Raw genomic sequence first — 22,183 nt, 5'->3', positions numbered from 1 at the left:
GGTGATCGTCGCCAACGGCATCACGGGCGACTCGCGGGTCCAGAAGACGGCTGTGGCCGCCGCCCGCGACGGCTGGGACGTCACGCTGATCGGCAGGAGCGATACAAAGCGCGTCCAGCGGTCACGTATGGGTCCGATAGACGTCGTCCGCGTGCCCGTGCCCGCTGAGTACGGGCGGTCGGTGAAGGCACGTAGGGCGCATCCGCTGCGTGGCGCCATGACCCAGTTCCGCTTCCCCGACCAGGCGGCACTGAACCACTACCGTGCTTCCTACCGGGCCTGGGTCCGCGAGACCTCCGCCGAGACGGTCTGGTCGGGCGCGCCCCGGCGGGCGTCGCTCAAAGCGATACTGCGTGCCCGCCGCGCCGTCTACCGGCTGCGGATGCGTGCCTTCAAATGGGAACAGCGCCGGACGCCGAAGGATCCCGGTCCGGTCCGTGACTGGCGTCGTGACTGGCCTCAGCTGGTGGATCTGGACCTGGCGTACGGCCCCGTGATCGAGGAGCTCAAGCCGGACGTCATCCACGCCAACGACGCCACCATGATCGTGACGGCTGCGCGCAGTGCCGCCAGGCTCCGGGCGAGCGGTCACCGGTGCGCCTGGCTGTACGACGCGCACGAGTACATCCGCGGCGTCGAGTGGCCCAACCCGCGGCAGGCATGGGCTCTTCCCGCCGCCGAGGCCGAGTACATCGGCCGGGCCGACGCGGTGGTCACCGTCTCCCCGCAACTCGCTGAGCTGCTCAAGAACGACCACAAGCTCTCCGAGCTTCCTGTGGTGGTGGGCAACTCCCCGGTCCGTGAAGTGATCGGCTCCGGATCGGTGCGGTCGTCCGTCCGCGAGGTCTGCGGTCTCGGTCCGGAGGTCCCGCTGATGGTGTACTCGGGCTGGCTGGGCCCGGAACGCGGTGTGGACGCCGTCATCAACGGCCTCCCCGAACTCCCTGGCGTGCACCTGGCGCTCGTGTGCAGCCGGGTGAATCCGCTTCTGGAGCAACTGCTGGAAACATCCGTGTCGCTCGGCGTGCGTGACCGCATCCACCTCGTGCCGTACGTCCTGCAGCACGAAGTCGCCGACTACCTGTCCTCGGCGGATGTGGGACTGACTCCGTTCAGGCGGGTCCCCAACTGTGAGGTCTCCCTCCCGACGAAGGTGTCCGAGTACCTTCAGGCCGGACTTCCGCTGGTCACGAGCGACGTCCGTGTGATCAAGGCGTACGTGGAGGAGAAGAAGCTCGGAGAGGTCTTCACCTGGGACGACCCGACCACGTTCGCGGCTGCCGCTTCCCGCGCACTGGAGCGCCGCGACGAACTGGCCGGGAACATCACCGAGGACGTGCTCAAGGAGCTCTCCTGGGAGCAGCAGAGTGCGGGGCTCCTGAAGCTGTATCGCAGCCTGTCGAAGAAGATCCCGCCGGTGCCTGCCACCGAGGTGTCCTGGACGGTCGGGGAGACCCCAGGAGCCGCGCCGATCGGCGCGAGCAGCGGCAAGTCCGGTGTACCGGTGTGGACTCCTCTCGGCTCCACGCGGATCAAGCTGGGTATCGGCCCGGCCAACTACGCGGGTCAGGGAGCGGCCTTCGCGCAGGCCGTGTCGCAGGCGAACGCGGATGTGTCCGTCGAAGTCGTGATGAACCACCGGGCCGATACGTTCGACTACCCTGCCGACGTCTATGTCGACGCGGCCCGGCTCGGCGAGCTCGATGTCCAGCTGGAGCAGGTGAAGCGGGTGGTCGGCCGCTACACCCACCTGATCGTCGATGCCTTCATGCCGGTGTTCGGACGGCTCAACGGTGACACGATCGCGGGTGACCTGGCAGCCTTGCGCAAGGCGCGTATCAAGGTGGCGCTGCTGTCGCACGGAAGCGACATCCGCAACCCCGTTCGTCATATGGAGCGTCACGAGTACTCGCTGTTCCGGGACGCTCCCGACGGCATCGCCGAGAAGCTCCGGAGCAAGGCCGAGGTGAACCGGAGGATCGCTGACGAGTGCGGGCTGCCGCTCTTCGTGACGACGCCCGACCTCCTGGACGACCTGCCGTCGGCACGGTGGGCACCCCTCGTGGTGGATGTCGCGTCGTGGGCGGTCGAAGCTCCCACGATGGAGCGCAAGCGCCCTGTCGTGATGCACGCCCCGTCCAAGCGCTGGACGAAGGGCACGGACCGGATCATGCCCGTACTCACCGAACTGCATGAGCGTGGCGTGATCGACTTCAGGTGCGCCGAGAACATCCCCTGGGCCGAGATGCAGGCTCTGGTCAAGGAGAGTGACCTGGTCCTGGACCAGTTCACCACGGGCAGCTACGGCACGTTCGCCGTGGAGGCGATGGCTGCGGGCAAACCGGTGGTCGGTTACATCAGCGATGGTGTGAAGGCGGCGACCAACGGCGAGCTGCCGATCGTCAGCGCCACTCCGGACACCTTGCGCGAGGTGCTCGGCTCCCTGCTCGACGATCGCGAGGGAACCGCGGCCGTGGGCCGCGCCTCGTCGGAATTCGCACGCACTTATCACGACGGACGTTGGACCGCACAAGTACTGAGCGGTTTTCTCAAGTGACGAGTCCGGAGGAAAGGTTGTTGATGGAGACGCAGGAACTCGGCATGGGCAGACCCGGCAAGGGCCGGGTCGTCATGCTGGTCGACAACAAGGTCGAAGGCGATTCGCGGGTCCAGAAGGCTGCCGAATCCATGGCGGCAGCCGGCTGGGACGTGACGCTGCTGGGCCTTGTGCGTTCCGGCAGCGGCCGCAGCTGGAAGCTGGGCGACGCCGAGGTGCGCCTGCTGCCGCTGAAGACGCCTCTGGCCAAGCGTCATGCCGAGAGGCATCGGTCGCTGCTGCGTCGGCCTCTGGCGTATCCGCCCGGCCCCCTCGCCGCCTACCGGCGTCAGTGGGCGAAGGCGTGGCGTGCCGATGTCGCCACGCGTCGAGCCGCGCTCAAGGTGGCACCGCAGGCGGTCGGCACCCCCGCGTTCCGCAGGTCCGAGCAGACCCGTCTGGCTCTGGCAGGGCCGACGTCGAAGGTGATGCAGCGCTGGGTGGAGTTCCGTTCCCGGCAGGCCACCGAGGCCCAGAAGGCCGGGCGCCGGCTTCAGGGTCCGCTGGACCGGGCATTCACGGCGGCCTGGAAGGCGGCCAAGGGGAAGCGGGCCTGGCGCAGGCTGGAACCCGCACTCTGGGACTACGAACTGACGTATGGCAAGGAGATCGACGCGCTCAAGCCCGATCTGATCCATGCCAACGACTTCCGGATGCTCGGTGTCGGCGCCCGTGCCGCGGTCCGTGCCAGGGCGGCAGGCCGTCAGGTGAAGCTGGTCTGGGACGCCCACGAGTTCCTGCCGGGCGTGCGTCCCTGGGAGGACAACGCGCACTGGATTCCGGGCAACACGGCACACGAGAGTGAGTACGCGCCGTTCGCCGACGCGGTTGTCACCGTCTCAGAGGGCCTCGCGGACCTGCTGCGTGAGCGCCACTCCCTGGCCGGGCAGCCCTCGGTCGTCCTCAACGCGCCCGACCGGCCGGTCGAGCGGCAGGAGGACGCCGCCACGCCCGGACCTGATCTACGGGAGCTGTGCGGCATCGGTCCGGATGTTCCGCTGGTTGTCTACAGTGGTTCCCCCGGTCCGCAGCGCGGCCTCGGAGACATGGTCGAGGCACTGCCGCACCTGGACGGCGTACACATGGCGCTCGTCGTTCCCAGCCCTGCGGCCGCCTACATAAGAAGCCTCCTGGCCCGGGCGGAGGAGCTGGGGGCGGGCGGTCGTCTGCACGCGGTGCCGTACGTACCGCACGGGCAGGTCGTCGCGTTCCTCTCGGCGGCGGATGTCGGCTGTATCCCGATCCATCACTGGCCGAACCATGAGATCGCTCTGATCACCAAGTTCTTCGAGTACTCGCACGCACGGCTGCCGCTGGTCGTCAGTGATGTGAAGACCATGTCCGAGGTGACCCGTTCGACCGGCCAGGGCGAGGTGTGCGTCGCCGAGGACGTCCCCGATCTGGTCCGTGCGATCAAGCAGGTGCTGTCCGATCCGGAGCGCTACCGCGCGGCGTACGACAAGCCCGGTCTGCTCGACACCTGGACCTGGGAGGCTCAGGCCGAGGTCCTCGACGAGCTGTACACCAACCTGCTCTCCGACCGCGAGAGGGCGGAAGACGGACGATGACGACGGTCCCCGACGTCAGTGTGGTTGTTGCCGTGTACAACACGATGCCTTACCTGACGGAGTGCTTGAACTCGCTCGTCGCGCAGAGCATCGGTCTCGACCGGCTCGAGGTCGTGGCGGTTGACGACGGCTCGACCGACGCGAGCGCTGCCGAGCTCGACCGGTTCGCCGAGCGGTACCCCGGTACGGTCAAGGTCATCCACCAGGCCAACTCCGGTGGCCCCGCGGCGCCCAGCAACCGGGCGCTGGACGTGGCCACCGGACGGTTCGTGTACTTCGTAGGCTCTGACGACTACCTGGGCGAGGAAGCCCTGGAGCGCATGGTGGCCTACGCGGACGAGCACGACTCCGACGTGGTCATCGGCAAGATGGTCGGAACCAATGGCCGCTACGTCCACCAGAAGCTGTACGCGAAGAACGACCCGGACCTCGACATGTTCGAGTCGAGCCTCCCCTTCACGCTGGCGAACACCAAGCTCTTCCGTCGCTCGCTCGTCGAGAAGCACAAGCTGCGGTTCCCCGAGGACCTGCCGGTCGGCAGCGACCAGCCGTTCACCATCGAGGCGTGCGTCCGCGCTCGAAAGATCTCGGTCCTTTCGGACTACACGTTCTACTACGCGGTGAAGCGGGGAGACGCCAGCAACATCACGTACCGTGCGGATCATCTGTCCCGGCTACGGTGTACGGACGCGATCATGAAGCACGCGGCCTCACTCGTGGAACCGGGCCCGCACCGGGACGCGCTCTTCAAGCGTCACTTCACCTGGGAGCTCGCCAAACTCGTCCAGGACGACTTCCCCGCCCTGGACGCGGAGACCCGGCGCGAGCTCTGCGCCGGGATCGCGGCGCTCGCCGACGCGTACCTCACCGACGCACTGCGCGACTCCCTGGACGTCAAGCGCCGGGTGCGTATCTGTCTCGCCCGGGTGGGTGCTGTGGACGAGTTGGTCCGGGCGATCACCGAAGAGGCCGAGCGGGGAGCCCCGCCCTTCCGTCTGGAGGGCGGCCGGGCCTTCGCCCTGTATCCGGGCTTCCGTGACGAAGCCGTCGGGCTGCCCGACCGCTGCTACGAGCTGGTCGGTGAGGCGGTCCCCGGACGACTGGCACAGGGCACGGAACTGGTGTCCGCCGAGTGGGAGCAGGCCGGTGACGACCTGTGGTTGATCCTCTCCGTGCGCATCGGTGTCCTGGGTGAGACAGACTCCGCGACCGTGCGTCTGGCGCAGGGTGCCATGCCCAAGAGCGCCGACAAACCCGGCGCCCGCCGCCTCCCCAAGGGGTATGAACTGCCTCCCCGGGCAGGTGAGTGCACCGTGGAAACCACCAGCGGAGGACGGGCGACGACGCTGCGCGGGCGGATTCAGGTCCACACTGTGAAGGCCAAGCTGGGCGTCCGGGTGTACGTGGACGTGGCAGGCTCGACGTACGAGATTCCCGTGAAGGTCGATGGCAGACCGCTGCCGTTGGCTCGTCGCTGGGGTGCCGTCCCGTACAGGGTCTCGGTGAACAGAAACCCCAAGGGCCGTCTCGTGATGACGACGGCTCCCCTGTGGGAGACCGATTCCGGTCTTCGTGAGCGGCTGCGCCGCAAGCTGTCCAGGCTGAAGAGGAAGATTTCCCGATGAATATCTGTGTAGTCGCGCTCGGCAAGATCGGCCTTCCGCTCGCCGTGCAGTTCGCCGCCAAGGGCCACAAGGTCATCGGCGCGGACGTCAACGAGAACGTCGTCGGGCTGGTCAACGCGGCCACCGAGCCGTTCCCCGGCGAGCACGACCTGGACGTCAAGCTCAAGGAGACCGTGGGCGCCGGCCTGCTCTCCGCGACGACGGACACCACGGCGGCGGTCGCCGCGTCCGACGCCGTGGTCGTCGTCGTGCCGCTCTTCGTCGACGCGGAGGGCGTCCCGGACTTCGGCTGGATGGACTCCGCCACCAAGGCGATCGCCGCGGGCCTGAAGCCGGGCACCCTGGTCAGCTACGAGACCACCCTGCCGGTCGGTACCACGCGCACCCGCTGGGCGCCGATGCTCGCCGAGGGTTCCGGCCTCACCCCGGGTGACGACTTCCACCTGGTGTTCTCCCCGGAGCGGGTGCTCACCGGCCGGGTCTTCGCCGACCTGCGCCGCTACCCCAAGCTCGTCGGCGGCATCGACGAGGCGTCCGCGAAGCGAGGGGTGGAGTTCTACGAGGCCGTGCTCGACTTCGACGAGCGCGAGGACCTGCCGCGCCCCAACGGCGTGTGGGACCTCGGAACGGCGGAGGCGTCGGAGCTGGCGAAGCTCGCCGAGACCACGTACCGCGACGTCAACATCGGTCTGGCCAACCAGTTCGCCCGGTTCGCCGACCAGAACGACATCGACGTCAAGAAGGTCATCGAAGCCTGCAACAGCCAGCCGTACAGCCACATCCACCAGCCCGGCATTGCCGTCGGCGGCCACTGCATCCCGATCTACCCGCGGATGTACCTGTGGAACGACCCGGAGGCGACCGTCGTGCGTGCGGCCCGCGAGGCCAACGCGGCCATGCCCGCCTACGCAGTGGACCTGCTGGCCGCCGCCTACGGCGACCTGGACGGCGTCGGCGTGCTGGTGCTGGGCGCCGCCTATCGCGGTGGTGTCAAGGAGACGGCCTTCTCCGGTGTCTTCGGCGTGGTCGAGGCCCTGAAGGCGCGCGGCGCGGTGCCGTTCGTCTCGGACCCGATGTACACGGCCGAAGAGCTGACCGCGCACGGTCTCATCCCGCACGAGGGTCAGGCCGTCACCGCGGCCATCCTCCAGGCCGACCACGCCGAGTACCGTGAGCTGGCTGCCGCGGACCTGCCGGACGTCCGCGTCCTTGTCGACGGACGCCGCACGACGGACCCGGCCAACTGGGCCGGTGTCCGCCGTGTCGTCATCGGCGGCTGACCGGGCTCCTGGCGATGGATGAGGCCCCGCCCGGCGCTTGCCGGGCGGGGCCTCATCCATCGGCGCTCAGTCGCGTGGCCGGACCCCGGTAAGCCCGGTGCGGGCCGACGCCTGTGCAGCCTCCTGTTCCAGCCGTGCGCGCAGCCAGCGCTGGGACGGCCGCTCCACCAGCCGGTGCAGCAGCCAGGCCGCCAGAACGATGACAGCGGTGGTCGCCAGAAGCGTGGGCCAGGCCCCCAGATGTCCGTACAGGTTCCGGATCAGAGCCCAGCCGAGCTCCTCGTGCAGCAGGTAGAGCGGGTAGACCAGTGCGCCCAGCGTGGCGAATCCGGTCCAGCGGATCCGGTCGAGCCTGTGCAGCGCGACGGCCAGTACAAGCAGGTAGAACACGGTCACCAGCGCCAGCGCGATATAGGGGTGCCGGTCCATGCCCCGGTCGTGACGGAGCCCGTCGGCGTGCTGTACGAGGTCGCTCTGCATGACCAGCCAGCTCGCGGCCAGCAGACCCCACAGCTTGAGGTCGGGGCCGAAACGGTAGATCAGGTACATCGCGATGCCGCCGACGAAGAGCGCCGTGTTGAGGGGCTGGGCGAAGATCCCGAGGAGCGGTACCTGGTTGCCCTGCTGCTGGATCAGCACACTCGCCAGCAGCCAGAGCCAGCAGAACACACTGACGCGGAGGTAGTCGAGGCCCTTCCAGATCACCAGCAGGAAGATCAGGTAGAAGGTGAGCTCCGCCCACAACGTCCAGTAGGCGCCCACCAGGTGCTGCGCGGCCAGCGGAACCTGGAGCATCGTCAGGTTGGTCAGGGACTCACTGATACTGGGGCCCGTTCGCGAGCCGTCCGGCAGGGCGCGCCACACCACGAACGCGACGGCGGCCGAGAACCAGTAGGCGGGGAACAGCCGAAGGAAGCGGGCCCGCACGAATTGACCCGGGGTCCGGTCCCAGGCGGACAGACAGATCACGAAGCCGCTGATCAGGAAGAACAGCTGGACGCCGTAGGAACCGTAGGAGGTCACCGGGTACAGCCAGGGGAACAGCTTCTCCGGATGCACCCCCCAGTTGGCTTCCGTCGCCGCGTCCACGCCGGTGAAGTGGAAGGCGAGCACGGCGAGCGCGGCGACGACCCGCAGCGCGTCCAGAGCGTGCAGCCGCGGCGCGGGTGTCCTGACAGGGCTCGGCTGCGGGGCTGTCGCGGTGCCAGCCGTCTGGCTGGAGACCTGGACCTCGGTCTGGGGCATGTCGGCCTCGTTGGCTTGTACCGGGCACCTCGGATCGGTGCTGCGTCCGGTCATCCTAGAGAGCTCGCGGACAGACGAAGACCGGGGTGCGTGCGGACGCGGACCGGCGGGCTCTGCCGACGATGCGCCGTACGGTCCTGGGGAAGCCGTGAAGCGGGGTCACCGGTTCACGGCGTCGGACCGGCGCGGGATGTCCGTGAGAACTTCGGGTCAGAGCGTCCGGTCGGCACGCTCGGTGAGGACGCCGTCGCTCTCGTCGTGCAGGGCGCCCGTCCGAGGGCACTCCCAGACACCCGGCTCGTCCGCGCGCTCGAAGAGTTTTTCCCCCGCCCTGCCCACCCAGCCGATCCGACGGGCGGGTACGCCCACGACCAGTCCGAAGTCGGGAACATCCCTGGTGACCACGGCGCCCGCCGCCACCATGGCCCAGCGTCCGACCCGGAGCGGCGCCACGCAGACCGACCGCGCGCCGAGGGACGCGCCCTCCGCGACCTTCACACCCACGGCCTCCCAGTCGCCGCCGCGCTTCTGCTTGCCGTCGGGGTCGACGGAGCGCGGGTTGTGGTCGTTGGTGAGGACGACGGCCGGACCGACGAAGACGCCGTCGCCGAGCTCGGCCGGCTCGTAGACCAGGGCGTAGTTCTGGATCTTGACGTTGTCGCCGATCTGTACCCCGGTGCCCACGTACGCACCGCGGCCGACGACGCAGCCCTCACCGAGCCTGGCGCCCTCACGGATCTGCGCGAGTTCCCAGACGCTGCTGCCTTCGCCGATCTCGGCGCGTTCGTCGACCTGGGCGGTGGGCTGGACTCGGTAGTTCACGGGAGGCGCCTTCCGGAGAGCGGAGTTGCCCGGAGAGCATACGATCCCCCGGCGAAGCAGTCCGCGCGCGGGGCACCGAACCCGGTTTGACCCCCCGCGCCCCGCCCCGTAGCCTTGACCCTCGGCGTGTTTGCCTGCGCCTACCCCTGAGCACATCCCTCCCGGCCTCGGCGTTCGCGTCGTCCGTCGTGGAGAGGCCGCTCATCCTTCCGGACCGTCGTGGGCTCTGCCTGCGCGGGCGGCTGGCTTCAGGGGATCCGTTCCGAGCGAAAGAGAGATCCGCGTGTACGCCATCGTGCGCAGCGGTGGTCGCCAGCACAAGGTAGCTGTCGGCGACATCGTTGAGGTTGACAAGATTCCCACCGCCCAGGTCGGCGACACCGTAGAGCTCTCTACGCTGCTCGTGGTCGACGGCGACGCCGTCACCAGCGACCCGTGGGTGCTGGACGGGATCAAGGTCCAGGCCGAGATCGTGGACCACCACAAGGGCGCGAAGATCGACATCCTTCGCTACAAGAACAAGACCGGCTACCGCCGTCGCCAGGGTCACCGCCAGCAGTACACGGCGATCAAGGTCACCGGTATCCCCGCGGCTGCGAAGTAAGGGACTGAGGAGACATGGCACATAAGAAGGGCGCATCCTCCACTCGGAACGGGCGCGATTCCAATGCTCAGCGGCTCGGCGTGAAGCGCTTCGGCGGTCAGGCCGTCAACGCCGGTGAGATCCTGGTCCGCCAGCGCGGTACCCACTTCCACCCGGGCACGGGCGTCGGCCGTGGCGGCGACGACACGCTGTTCGCGCTGACCGCCGGTGCGGTGGAGTTCGGTACGCACCGTGGCCGCAAGGTCGTGAACATCGTTCCGCTCGCCGTCTGATCTCAGGCGCGCGCAGAACGGCACAGCACCTTCCGAGGGCGGATCTCAGCTTTCCCGGTTATCGGGGAAGCGGGTCCGCCCTCGGCGTGTTACGTACACAGACGTACAGAGACATTCCCGTATTTACCAGGAGGCACCATCCATGACCACCTTCGTGGACCGCGTCGAGCTGCATGCCGCCGCAGGTAACGGAGGCCACGGCGTGGCCTCCGTCCACCGTGAGAAGTTCAAGCCGCTGGGAGGCCCCGACGGGGGCAACGGCGGCCGTGGCGGCGACGTGATCCTCGTCGTCGAGCAGTCCGTCACCACGCTGCTGGACTATCACCACAGCCCTCACCGCAAGGCCACCAACGGCCAGCCCGGTGCGGGTGACAACCGTTCGGGCAAGGACGGCCAGGACCTCGTGCTGCCGGTGCCCGACGGCACGGTCGTCCTCGACAAGGAAGGCAACGTACTCGCCGACCTGGTCGGCCAGGGCACCGTCTTCGTAGCGGGCCAGGGCGGCCGCGGCGGCCTCGGCAACGCCGCGCTCGCCTCCGCCCGCCGCAAGGCCCCCGGCTTCGCGCTGCTGGGCGAGCCGGGCGAGAGCCGGGACATCGTCCTGGAGCTCAAGACCGTCGCGGACGTCGCACTCGTGGGTTACCCGAGCGCCGGCAAGTCCTCGCTGATCTCGGTGCTCTCGGCCGCCAAGCCGAAGATCGCGGACTACCCGTTCACGACCCTCGTCCCGAACCTGGGCGTCGTCACCGCCGGATCGACCGTGTACACGATCGCGGACGTCCCCGGCCTCATCCCCGGCGCCAGCCAGGGCAAGGGCCTCGGGCTCGAGTTCCTGCGTCACGTCGAGCGCTGCTCGGTGCTGGTGCACGTCCTGGACACCGCGACGCTGGAGTCGGACCGTGACCCGCTGTCCGACCTCGACATGATCGAGGAGGAGCTCCGGCTGTACGGCGGTCTGGAGGACCGGCCGCGCATCGTCGCCCTCAACAAGGTCGACATCCCGGACGGCCAGGACCTCGCCGACATCATCCGCCCGGACCTGGAGGCCCGCGGGTACCGCGTCTTCGAGGTCTCGGCCATCGCGCACAAGGGCCTGAACGAGCTCTCGTACGCCCTCGGCGGGATCATCGCCGAGGCGCGCGCCGCCAAGCCGGCCGAGGAGTCGACCCGGGTGATCATCCGCCCGAAGGCCGTCGACGACGCGGGCTTCACCGTCAAGCTGGACGACGAGGGCGTGTACCGCGTGCGGGGCGAGAAGCCCGAGCGCTGGATCCGTCAGACGGACTTCAACAACGACGAGGCCGTCGGCTACCTCGCCGACCGGCTCAGCCGCCTCGGCGTCGAGGACGCGCTGCGCAAGGCGGGTGCCCACGCAGGCGACGCCGTGGCCATCGGCTCCGACGAGAACTCGGTCGTCTTCGACTGGGAGCCGAGCATGATGGCCGGCGCCGAGATGCTGGGCCGCCGCGGCGAGGACCACCGCCTGGAGGCACCGCGGCCCGCCGCGCAGCGTCGTCGGGACCGGGACGGGGAGCGCGACGACCCGCAGCGCGAGTACGACGAGTTCGACCCCTTCTAGACAGCGGGCGGGCGAACCGAGTACGGAGCGGGTGAGGCCCGTGCGACACCGGCGTGAACGGTGGCGCACGGGCCTCACCCGCATCACAGAAGGCGTCACACGACCGCCTGATCCGTCGTGTCGCAGCGGGCACCCACCGTCACACTGGGCACAATTGCCTGGTGGCGGCAGCCGGATGGCGCCGACGGTGTACGAATTGGGTAACACGTCTGTGGGGTCGGTCACGGCCCGTACACCCCCGCCGGAGCCCAACCTCCCTGACCAGGCGGTGAACTGCGGGTTTCCGCAAGGCGTGCGCCGATCGACGTCCGCCTTGCGAGACGGTCACGGAGAGTGCGACCATCACACTGTTCCCTCGCCATCGCAAGGTAGGTCGTCTGTGTCTGTGCCGCACCACGCCAAGCCCCGGACCACTGCTGTCGTACTCGCCGGTGGTACCGGTCAGCGCGTCGGACTGTCGATCCCCAAGCAGCTGCTGAAGATCGCCGGCAAGGCAGTCATCGAGCACACGCTGACCGTCTTCCAGAACGCCGAGGACATCGATGACGTGATCGTCCTGATGGCACCCGGTTTCGTGCCCGACGTCGAGAAGATCGTCGCCAAGGCCGGGCTGACCAAGGTCACCAGGGTCATCGAGGGTGGCAGCACCCGTAACGAGACCACCGAGCGGGCCATCGCCGCCCTCGGTGAGGGCCTCGCCGAGGGCGAGGACCGCAACGTCCTCTTCCACGACGCGGTCCGCCCCCTGCTGTCACAGCGCGTCATCAAGGACTGCGTCGACGCCCTCGACCGCTACGAGGCCGTCGATGTCGCCATCCCGTCCGCGGACACGATCATCGTCACCCGGACCCACGGCGGGGACGGCGAGTTCATCACCGACGTGCCGGACCGGTCCCGGCTGCGCCGCGGGCAGACCCCGCAGGCGTTCAAGCTCTCGACGATCCGCAAGGCGTACAAGATCGCCGCGGGTGACCCCAACTTCCAGGCCACCGACGACTGTTCGGTGGTCCTGCGGTACCTCCCCGACGTGCCGATCTACGTGGTCGCGGGCGACGAGTACAACATGAAGGTGACCCAGCCGGTCGACGTCTTCATCACGGACAAGCTCTTCCAGCTGGCCTCCACCGCGGCCCCCCGCCAGGCCGACGAGGCCGCCTACCGCGAGCTGCTGTCGGGCAGGACGCTGGTCGTCTTCGGCGGCTCGTACGGCATCGGCGCCGACATCGCGAAGCTGGCCGAGCAGTACGGCGCGAGCGTCTACGCGCTGGGCCGCTCCACCACCGGCACGCACGTCGAGAACCCGGAGCACGTCGACGACGCGCTGTCCAAGGCGTACGCGGAGACCGGGCGCATCGACTACGTCATCAACACCGCCGGCGTGCTGCGCATCGGCAAGCTGGCGGAGACGGACAACACGACGATCCAGGAGGCGCTGAACGTCAACTACCTGGCGCCGGTCCAGATCGCCCGCGCCTCGTACAAGTACCTCGCGGAGACCAGGGGGCAGCTGCTCCTGTACACCTCCAGCAGCTACACGCGGGGCCGCGCCGAGTACAGCCTGTACTCCTCCACCAAGGCCGCGATGGTGAACCTCACCCAGGCGCTCGCCGACGAGTGGGCGGGTGAGGGCATCCGGGTGAACTGCGTCAACCCGGAGCGCACGGCGACGCCGATGCGCACCAAGGCGTTCGGCCAGGAGCCGGACGGTTCGCTGCTCTCCTCGGAGGCGGTGGCCAGGACCTCGCTGGACGTGCTGCTGTCCGCGATGACCGGTCACGTCATCGACGTCCGGCAGCAGGACCCGACCAGTGACGTCTCCGGTTCCTCCGGTTTCGAGCAGGCCCTGGCCTCCGTGCTCGACCGTCAGGAAGATGTGTCATAATTCTCGGCAAATGTTCTCTTTCGGGCCTCTGTAATCGCATTTCGCGAATGCAGAGGCCCGAATGCGTGAAGTTCCGTCTTCACATTTCCCTCAATACGTGAATCAAACCGGCACCCCCCTGGAGCAGGTTCTTCGTGATTTCGACAGCCATTCGCCTGGCCCGTGTGGGCAGCCGGTCAGAACTGGCCGCGGCCGTACTGATGATGCTGGGATATCCCCTCGTCATGTGTGCCGCGCTTCTGCCCGATATCTGGTTCTTCGCGGCGGCCGCGGCTGTCACGTATATCGCGGACTGGTATCTCCACCAGCGCGGCAGTTATCTCGTCAACCGGCTCAGCAAGGTGCGGGCGGGACTCTCCATCCGCTTCCTGCTCCGCCAGCTGATGGTCATCCTCCTGCTGGCGCGGCTCGACCTCGCCGCGGAACCGCTCTTCTACACGGCGGTCGCCTGCTTCCTGCTCTTCTACGGCCTCCAGGCCCCGCACGGCGCGATGGCGACCCTGGTCCGGATGCGCCGCACCATGCCGGTCGTCACCCGCAACGTCGACCTGCACTCCGTACGCATCCCCGACGCCCCGCCGCGCGCGCTGATGTACCGCTCGGCCGAGAAGATGCTCCACCTCGACATCCCCGCGGTGGCCGGCATCCTCGCCGCCGCCGGTACCGGCGTGAACGCCATCGGGTACGCCGGTGCCGCGCTCACCCTGCTGCTGGCGCTCGCCTACACCGCGGCGGTCGTCCCGTATCTGCGCCGCGGCCGGCTGGTCCCCCCCGCAGCCGCCGTGCTCAAGGCCGTGGACCGCTGGCTGAGCGAGTACCAGCCGACCGTCGCGCTCTACTTCTCCGGCTCCAACGAGTCGGCGTACCAGGGCAACATGTGGCTCGACACGATGGCGAAGATCGACGGCCGGCCGCTGATCATCATGCGGGAGCGCGGTCTCGTCCCCCAGCTCGCCGAGACCTCGGTGCCGGTGCTCTGCGTCCCGGCGGGCACCCACCTGATGAACATGGACTTCTCCAGCGTCCGGGTCTGCCTGTACCCCGCCAACGTCGGCAAGAACATCCACATGCTGCGCGTCCCGACGATGAAGCACGTGTTCATCGGGCACGGCGACAGCGACAAGCTCGCCAGCGTCAACCCGTACTCCAAGGTGTACGACGAGGTGTGGACGGCCGGCCGCGCGGGCCGCGACCGCTACGCGCTGGCCGACGTCGGTATCCGCGACGAGGACATCGTCGAGGTGGGACGGCCGCAGCTGGCGCCGATCACGACCTGGACCGGCACCACCAGGAACCCCGTCCCGACCGTGCTGTACGCCCCCACGTGGGAGGGCTGGGACGACAACCCCGGCAACACCTCGCTGCTGCTCGCGGGCGAGAACATCGTGCGCCGCCTGCTGACCGCCGACAGTCCGGTACGGGTCATCTACAAGCCGCACCCCTTCACCGGCATCCGCAGCGCCAAGGCCAAGGCCGTCAACGCGCGGATCGTGAATCTGCTGGCCAAGGCCGCCGAGAAGCGTGCCGCCGAGCCGCGCTGGGTCCAGGCGGCCGCCGCCGCCGCCGACGCCCAGAACGCCGCGAAGGCCGAACTGGTGAGGATCGAGGCCGAGCTCGCCGGACTGGCGAGGACCGGGCGGGCCGGCGGGGACGACGCCGAGGAGTCGAGGGTTTCGCTCGCCGACCCCGCGCGCCAGGACCGGGTCGAGACGCTCCGGGCCGAGTGGAACGACGCCTACTGGCGCTCCTTCGGCTGGTGGGAGCATAAGACGGTGACCGGCGCGCAGCCCAAGCTGTACGACTGCTTCAACGAGTCCGACGCCATGGTCTCGGACATCTCCAGCGTGGTGTCCGACTTCATCGCGAGCGGCAAGCCGTACGCGGTCACCGACTCGGCGGAGCTGGGTGCCGAGGAGTTCAAGCGGCAGAACACCGCCGTACGGGCCGCGGTCATCCTCTCCAACAGCGCAGAGGAGATCGGTGAGCTGCTGGCCGCGGTCGCCGACAGCGCGGCCGACCCGCTGGCCGGCGCCAGGCGCGAGCTGAAGAGCTATCTGCTCGGCCCGGACGAGCCGACCTCCATCGAGCGGTTCAACGCCGCGGTACGGGCGCTCGCGGCGAGGGCCGAGGCGCGCAACGCCGGGGTCAGGCAGCGGCTGGGGGAGCAGACCGTGGCGAGGCCCGACATGGAGGACGAGTCCAGCGGCGCGGGGGACGGCGAGGAGCGGATCGTCGCCGAAGCCGTGGCCGCGGCCGACGCGGACGCCGAGGTCGCCACCGGGCCCTCCGGGGTCCGCTGAGCCCTTGTGACCAGGCCGTCGTTGCGGCCGGGCAACCCATCGGACGGCCCGTGCATCTCTCCAGGGGAGGGATGCACGGGCCGTCCTGCGTGTTGCCGCGCACCTGGGGTATCAGCTCGGCATTCTGTTTTCATTTGTGATGATTATTTACGAGATGGATACTTCCGAGATGGTCATGGACGCCAACGAGACCGAGACCCGCGGCTCCGGTACCGCCGGGCCCGACGCCGCGGAACCGGACGTCAGCATCGTCATCGGGGCCTACGAGGCCATGCCCTATCTGATCCGCTGCCTGGAGTCCGTCGAGGAGCAGACACTTGCGGCGGACCGTATGGAGATCGTGGCGGTCGACGACGGTTCCACGGACGGCACGGGGGAGTACCTGGACTCCTTCGCCGCGCGTACCGCCATTCCCATGAGGGTCGTCCACCAGGCCAACTCCGGCGGACCCAGCGGGCCGCGCAACGTCGGCCTCGGCCTGGCCCGGGGACGGTACGTCTTCTTCCTCGACGCCGACGACTACTTCGGCCCGGAAGCCCTGGAGCGGATGGTCGCGATGGGCGACCGCGCCGGTACTGACGTGGTGCTCGGCAAGATCGTCGGGGTCAACAGGGGCGCCGCCAAGTCCATGTGGAAGGAGACGGTCGAGCGCGCCGACCTGTACCGCTCCAACGTCAAGTTCACCCTGAGCGCCCAGAAGCTCTTCCGGCGCGCGCTGCTCCAGCGGCTCGGGATGTCCTTCGACGAGAAGCTGAGGACGGGGGAGGACGCCCTGTTCACGATGGAGGCGTACCTGCGGGGAGCGGCGTCTCCGTCGTGGCGGACTACACCTGCTACTACCTCGTGGGCCGGGACGACGGCAAGCACGTGACCAAGAGCGGCGACTACGTACTGCGGTTCGATTCGGCGCGCGCGCTGATGGGGCTGATCGCCGACCACCTGCCTCCGGGACCCCGCCGCGACTCCTTGATGGTCCGCCCGTTCGTCATCACGTTGCTGCCACAATTCGGTCCCGGTCTGCTGAAGCAGCCGGAGGCCGTGCGCGCGAGGAAGATGGAACTGGCGGCGCCGCTCATCGCGGCCTACTGGACGCCTGGGCTGGCACGCCGGCTGAAGGTGAACGAACGGCTCAGGCTCACCTGTGTGGCGAACGACCGGCTCGATCTGCTCCTGGACGTCGTGCGGTTCGTGAAGGCCAAGAGCGAACCGGCTCTGGTCCGTGAGGAGCGCCCAGCCCGGCTCTACCTTGCGTATCCCCATTTCAGGGACGGCTCAGGACTGCCCGACCCGGCGTACGAGGTGACCGTCACCGAGTGGATCGGCGGCCGGCGGATCGAGCCTCCGGAGCCGAAGTCCTTCCTCTCCCTCGTGCGCCGCGCGGTGCGCGGAATCCGCCGGCGAGCGCTGCGGGCAGTGCGGTCGGGACGGGTGCGCGGCGGGCGAACAGGCACTCGTACCAGAGCCTGAGTGTGGTGAAACTCGTCCCACCGGGAGGGGATTGTGACGGGCGTCACCCCTCCCGGTCGGGCAACCATGAGACCTTGGTGAGAGTCTCATTCACGCCCCGTCTTCCTGGGGTTCACGTCTGTAAGTCCCCCGGAAAGGCCCTCTCGCCGTGGCGTCCCGACCTGTCGAAACCATCCCCGAAGAGCTCAGCCGTCTCATGAAGTACTTCCCCGAGACACCGGTCGAGGAGCGCACCGCCTTCCACACAGCCGCCAAGGACTTCCTGGCGCAGGCGGCTCCCAAGCTGGTCAGGCAGTTCTCGCCGATGGCCCGGGTCAAGTGGCACCTGGCGGCCAGCGGACGCGGGGACGAGCTCGCCGACGTCCTGCACTACGAGCGCGAGAACCCCGGCGTCTTCTCGGTCAAGGGCCTGCGCAGGGCCCGCATCGAGCTGCCCGGTGTCGAGAGCGCCTCGCTGCCCCCACGGTGCGCAACTTCACCCGCAGTGAGCTCCCCGTACGCGGCAAGCTGACGGACCTGGCCTGGCAGGACGGCCGCCTGGTCGTCCGCGGCTACGCGTACATCCCCAACGTTCCCTCCGCCACCGGCAAGCGCTCGCTGCGCGTCGCCGTGCTGCGCCGCCAGGGCAGCAGGAGCACCATCCCGCTGCGGCTGCGCACGGTCCTGGAGCCCGCGGCCACGGCGGAGGCCAAGGGCGCCCTGCACTGCTACGACTGGTCGGGCTTCGAGATCGCCATCGACCCCTCGCGCCTGCGCTCCCGCGGTCAGTGGCAGAGCGGCACCTGGCGTCTGGGCATCGGCATCCCGCGCCCCGGCGGCATGTCCGTGGGCAGCGTCCTGAAGGGCAGCAGCGGAGCCGCGGGACACAGCCAGGTGCACGTGCTGGACGACGGCGTACGGCTCGTCGCCGGCTTCGACCGCAACCGGCTCAAGTTCTCCGTGGACGTCGTGCCGGCCGAGGTCGTGTCCCAGGAGACCGACGACAACGGCCTCACGGTGACGCTGCGCTCGCGCGGCACGTCGAGCGCGGGCAGGACCCCGACGGCTCTGCGCGTCGACCACGAGGGGAGCGAGTTCTCGATCGACCTCCCGCTGGACGCCGCGGGCACCGGCACCGACGGCTGGAACCGCTTCACCGCGCGCCTGCCCTTCGGCGACCTGCCCGTCGAGGGAATCGCCCCCGGACATTCCCGCAAGTACCGCACCCGGATCGTCTTCGCGGACGGCACGATGCGCCGCGCCACCATCGGGCAGTCCCTGCGTACCGGTGTGCAGCAGCTGCCCGGCACCCTTGAGTTCGCCCTGCTCACCGATGGCGCGGGCAACTTCACCCCGCAGCTCCGCACCGCCCAGCCCGTCGTCGACAAGGCCGACTGGTCCGCGAACGGCGAGCTGACGCTGTCCGGTACGTACACGGGCCCCGCCGAGAAGATGCGGTTCGTCCTGCGCCACAGCGGCCGCAACGAGGACAAGCCGCTGCCCGCCGAGTTCGCGGGCGGGCGCTTCACCGCCCGCCTCACGCCCGACGCCATGCCCGCGTACGACGGGACGCTCCCGCTCAGGGCCGGCCGCTGGCTGCCGTTCCTGCGCTCCCGCGACGAGTGGGACCACCGGCACGACATCCCTGTGACGATCCGGCCCGACCTGGTCTCCCTGCTGCCCTCGGCCCACGAGGGTGCCCGCCGGACGTACACCCTGGAGCGGCTGGACTACGACCGGATCTTCCTGGAGTCGGGCCCCGCCCTGGAGCCCGAGCTGCACGGCGCGTACCGCCAGCGGCTCATGCGCGACGTGTACACCCCGGAGCAGCGCAGGCTGCCGCTGCGCGAGGCCGTGCTCTACAACAGCTTCGGCGGCAAGCAGTTCTCCGACTCACCCCGCGCGGTCTACGAGGAGCTCGTACGCCGGGGCACCGAGGTCGAGCACATCGCGATGGTCCACGACGAGCAGGTCGTGCTGCCGCCAGGGGTCCGGGGAGTGCTGTGGGGCAGCAGGGAGTGGTACGAGGCGCTGGCCCGCAGCCGCTACATCGTCACCAACGGCGGCATCCGCGAGTGGTTCGTCCGCCGTGAGGGCCAGGTCGTCGTCCAGACCTGGCACGGCACCCCGCTCAAGCGCATCGGCGCCGACCTGCTCGGCACCCCGCAGGCCAACCTCGCCTACATCTCCAGCCTGCCGCAGCGCTCGCGCCAGTACAGCCTCTTCATCACGCCGAACGCCTTCACGACGCCCATCATGACGAACGCCTTCCGCCTCCAGTGCGAGGTCCTGGAGGCCGGCTACCCGCGCAACGACGTCTTCCACGCACCGGACCGGGTCAAGCGCGCTGCGGCCGTACGGGAGAAGCTCGGCATCCCCGCGGGCAAGAAGGTCGTCCTGTACGCGCCGACCTGGCGCGACGACCAGCGGTACGGCGGCCGGCGCTTCAAGCTCGACAACCAGATCGACGTCACCGCGGCCCAGGAGCAGCTCGGCGACGACCACGTCCTGCTCTACCGCAAACACCACAAGGTCCTCGACAGCATCCCCGGCGCGGGCCAGGGCTTCGTCTGGGACGTGACGTACTACCCGGACATCGCCGACCTCTACCTGATCGCCGACGTGCTGATCACCGACTACTCATCCGTGCTCTTCGACTTCGCCCACTCGGGCCGGCCGATGCTCTTCTTCACGTACGACCTGGAGCACTACCGGGACACCCTGCGCGGCTTCTACTTCGACTTCACCTCGCGCGCCCCCGGCCCTCTGATCAAGACGTCCGCCGAACTCGTCGACGCCATCCGCGACATCGACGCGGTGACGGAGGAGTACAAGGAGAAGTACGCCCAGTTCCGGGTGGACTTCTGCGAGCCCTCCGACGGGCGCGCCGCGGCGCGGGTCGTCGACCGGATGCTGACGGTGAACAGCGACTGACGCTGTCGCGGGCGGCCGTGCCCGGTACCTCCCCAGCTGTCCGGCGAAATCGTCCGCCGAAACTGTCCGCAGCGGCTGTCCATCGAGCGGAACGGGAGGGCGCCGGGCGCGGCCGCTCGCGTACTGTGCTGCTCGGGGACGGCCCCCGCAAGCCCGGGCCACGAGGGCCGCGACGGTCTCTCGGGGAGCGCCGGGCCCGCCAGAGTGAGGAAGTACGTGTCAGCTGCCAGGCCGGGTGTGACCGGCGCCCGCAGGATCGTGGTCAAGGTCGGTTCCTCCTCTCTCACGACGGCGGCAGGCGGCCTCGACGCCGACCGCGTGGACGCCCTCGTCGATGTCCTGGCAGGCGTCAGGAGCGGCGGGGAGAAGGAGATCGTCCTCGTCTCCAGCGGCGCCATCGCCGCCGGGCTCGCCCCGCTCGGGCTGGTCCGCAGACCCAAGGACCTGGCCCGCCAGCAGGCTGCCGCCAGCGTCGGCCAGGGACTCCTGGTCGCCCGCTACACGGCCTCCTTCGCGCGCTACGGCGTACGCGTCGGGCAGGTGCTCCTCACCTCCGACGACACCAGCAGGCGTGCCCACTACCGCAACGCCTACCGCACGCTGGACCAGCTCCTCGACATGGGCGCCCTGCCCGTCGTCAACGAGAACGACACCGTGGCCACCGACGAGATCCGGTTCGGCGACAACGACCGGCTCGCCGCGCTCGTCGCCCACCTCGTCCACGCCGACCTCCTGGTCCTGCTCTCCGACGTCGACGGGCTGTACGACGGCGACCCCAGGACCCCCGGTGCCACACGCGTCGCGGAGGTCAGCGGGCCGCGGGACCTCGAAGGTGTCACGATCGGCAGCGCGGGGAAGGCGGGCGTCGGCACCGGCGGGATGGTGACCAAGGTCGAAGCCGCCAGGATCGCCAGCGCCGCCGGAATCCCCGTCGTCCTCACCTCCGCCAGCCGGGCCGCCGACGCCCTCGCGGGCCGGGACACCGGCACGTACTTCCACCCGACCGGGCGCCGCTCCGCCGACCGGCTGCTCTGGCTGGCCCACGCGTCGACCCCGCAGGGCGCCCTGACCCTCGACGACGGTGCCGTACGCGCCGTGGTGGACCGCCGCACCTCGCTGCTGCCCGCCGGAATCTCCGCGGTCGAGGGCGAGTTCACCGCGGGCGACCCCGTGGAGCTGCGCGACCTCTCCGGCCGGGCCGTCGCCCGCGGCCTCGTCAACTTCGACGCCAAGGAGATCCCCCAGCTGCTCGGCCGGTCCACCCGCGAGCTGGCGAAGGAACTCGGTCCCGCCTACGAACGCGAGGTCGTACACAGAGACGATCTGGTCATCCTGGTGCCTCGGCTCACCCCCCGAAGCGGTTGAAAGTCCAGACAATCGGCAGAGACCTTTACCAAAAGCGCCCCACGCCCGGCCTCGGACTGGTCAACTTTGTAGTGGGGACACAAGGCGTACAGCACAGCAACGCATTCACAGGAGGCCGCCGGTGAGACGAGCGCGCCCGGGGGCGCCGCCCCGAGGGACGGGCAGCCGCGCCCTGACCAGCGTCGGGGCGGGCTCCGACCTCGGCGCCGTGCTGCCCACGGGCAGCACCACGGACAGCACCGCGGACCGCACCACCGGGCAGGAACCGATGGCGGCGCGGGAGGAACGGACCCAGTCCAAGCTCTGGCACATCACGCTCAGCGTCTCCGGTGCGGAGATCCCGCTCACGGAGGTCAGACGCGGCCTGGAGCAGCTGGCCCATGACCACCCGTTCCTGCTGACCAGCCGATATGCCCGCGACCACGCGGAGATCCGCTACTGGGAAGAGGCCCGCGACCTCCACGACGCGGCGGCGGTCGCGCTGCGGCTGTGGGGCGAGCACCGCTCCAGCGCCGGGCTCCCGCCGTGGAAGATCGTCGGCCTGGAGGTCATCGACCGGGAGACGTACCACCTGCGCATCGCCGAGGGGTACGGCCCGCCGCCGGCCGCCCCGGTCGGGGTGCACCCGTACTGAACGCACGGCCACCTCTCGAAACGGCCGTCTC

At 69.3% G+C, this 22,183-nt stretch carries 13 protein-coding genes and 2 pseudogenes; 13 read left to right on the top strand and 2 right to left on the bottom strand.

Going from position 1 to position 22,183, the window contains the following annotated elements; genetic code table 11:
• Position 1 precedes the first annotated feature (1 nt).
• From Sfulv_RS09295 to Sfulv_RS09280, 4 genes are read left to right on the top strand one after another with little or no spacing between them, the layout of a single operon-like run.
• Positions 2 to 2,557, top strand: coding sequence for a glycosyltransferase family 4 protein (locus Sfulv_RS09295; protein WP_256668848.1), 2,556 nt, complete (start codon positions 2 to 4; stop codon positions 2,555 to 2,557).
• Between the two features lie 23 nt (positions 2,558 to 2,580).
• Positions 2,581 to 4,164, top strand: coding sequence for a glycosyltransferase family 4 protein (locus Sfulv_RS09290; RefSeq protein ID WP_246353065.1), 1,584 nt, complete (start codon positions 2,581 to 2,583; stop codon positions 4,162 to 4,164).
• Positions 4,161 to 5,789, top strand: a complete 1,629-nt coding sequence (locus Sfulv_RS09285; protein ID WP_173313248.1) for a glycosyltransferase family 2 protein — start codon at positions 4,161 to 4,163, stop codon at positions 5,787 to 5,789. Before Sfulv_RS09290 ends, Sfulv_RS09285 begins: the two co-directional genes overlap by 4 nt.
• Positions 5,786 to 7,069: a nucleotide sugar dehydrogenase gene (locus Sfulv_RS09280; protein WP_173313247.1), complete on the top strand. Its 1,284-nt coding sequence runs from the start codon at positions 5,786 to 5,788 to the stop codon at positions 7,067 to 7,069. The genes Sfulv_RS09285 and Sfulv_RS09280 overlap by 4 nt, the downstream gene beginning before the upstream one ends.
• Positions 7,070 to 7,135: 66 nt before the next feature.
• On the opposite strand, the gene Sfulv_RS09275 is transcribed toward Sfulv_RS09280, so the two are convergent.
• Both Sfulv_RS09275 and Sfulv_RS09270 read right to left on the bottom strand, forming a co-directional pair.
• Entirely contained in the window at positions 7,136 to 8,314 is a 1,179-nt protein-coding gene (locus Sfulv_RS09275) for an acyltransferase family protein (protein ID WP_173313246.1), read from the bottom strand.
• A gap of 210 nt (positions 8,315 to 8,524) precedes the next feature.
• Positions 8,525 to 9,136, bottom strand: a complete 612-nt coding sequence (locus Sfulv_RS09270) for an acyltransferase (protein ID WP_173313245.1) — start codon at positions 9,134 to 9,136, stop codon at positions 8,525 to 8,527.
• A gap of 283 nt (positions 9,137 to 9,419) precedes the next feature.
• Between Sfulv_RS09270 and rplU the strand changes: the two genes are divergently transcribed.
• The 9 genes and pseudogenes from rplU to Sfulv_RS09225 all read left to right on the top strand — a co-directional run bounded on the left by rplU (position 9,420) and on the right by Sfulv_RS09225 (position 22,152).
• Positions 9,420 to 9,740, top strand: coding sequence for a 50S ribosomal protein L21 (gene rplU, locus Sfulv_RS09265; RefSeq protein WP_173313244.1), 321 nt, complete (start codon positions 9,420 to 9,422; stop codon positions 9,738 to 9,740).
• A 14-nt stretch (positions 9,741 to 9,754) separates the two neighbouring features.
• The gene (rpmA, locus tag Sfulv_RS09260; RefSeq protein ID WP_015608479.1) at positions 9,755 to 10,012 is read left to right on the top strand and encodes a 50S ribosomal protein L27; all 258 of its coding nucleotides are present in this window, start codon (positions 9,755 to 9,757) and stop codon (positions 10,010 to 10,012) included.
• A gap of 142 nt (positions 10,013 to 10,154) precedes the next feature.
• A complete protein-coding gene (obgE, locus tag Sfulv_RS09255) occupies positions 10,155 to 11,591 on the top strand; it encodes a GTPase ObgE (protein WP_173313243.1) in 1,437 nt (478 codons plus the stop codon).
• A 379-nt stretch (positions 11,592 to 11,970) separates the two neighbouring features.
• On the top strand, positions 11,971 to 13,473 hold the full coding sequence (locus Sfulv_RS09250) for a bifunctional cytidylyltransferase/SDR family oxidoreductase (RefSeq protein ID WP_173313242.1): 1,503 nt from the start codon (positions 11,971 to 11,973) through the stop codon (positions 13,471 to 13,473).
• 134 nt (positions 13,474 to 13,607) lie between these two features.
• A complete protein-coding gene (locus tag Sfulv_RS09245; protein WP_173313241.1) occupies positions 13,608 to 15,773 on the top strand; it encodes a hypothetical protein in 2,166 nt (721 codons plus the stop codon).
• Positions 15,774 to 15,948: 175 nt separating this feature from the next.
• Positions 15,949 to 17,240 (top strand): annotated as a pseudogene (locus Sfulv_RS09240) (glycosyltransferase family 2 protein).
• Positions 17,241 to 17,436: 196 nt separating this feature from the next.
• A pseudogene (locus Sfulv_RS09235) lies at positions 17,437 to 20,153 on the top strand (CDP-glycerol glycerophosphotransferase family protein).
• Positions 20,154 to 20,390: 237 nt separating this feature from the next.
• Positions 20,391 to 21,518, top strand: coding sequence for a glutamate 5-kinase (gene proB, locus Sfulv_RS09230; protein ID WP_173317714.1), 1,128 nt, complete (start codon positions 20,391 to 20,393; stop codon positions 21,516 to 21,518).
• Between the two features lie 121 nt (positions 21,519 to 21,639).
• Positions 21,640 to 22,152 carry a DUF8830 family protein gene (locus tag Sfulv_RS09225; RefSeq protein WP_173313240.1) on the top strand — a complete coding sequence of 171 codons (513 nt, stop codon included), beginning with the start codon at positions 21,640 to 21,642 and terminating at the stop codon, positions 22,150 to 22,152.
• Positions 22,153 to 22,183: the final 31 nt, after the last annotated feature.

It is taken from the genome of Streptomyces fulvorobeus, assembly GCF_013167895.1.
GTDB lineage: Bacteria > Actinomycetota > Actinomycetes > Streptomycetales > Streptomycetaceae > Streptomyces > Streptomyces fulvorobeus.
The sequence above is the reverse complement of the archived record's forward strand: the minus strand, read 5'-3'. Positions and strand labels throughout refer to the sequence as shown.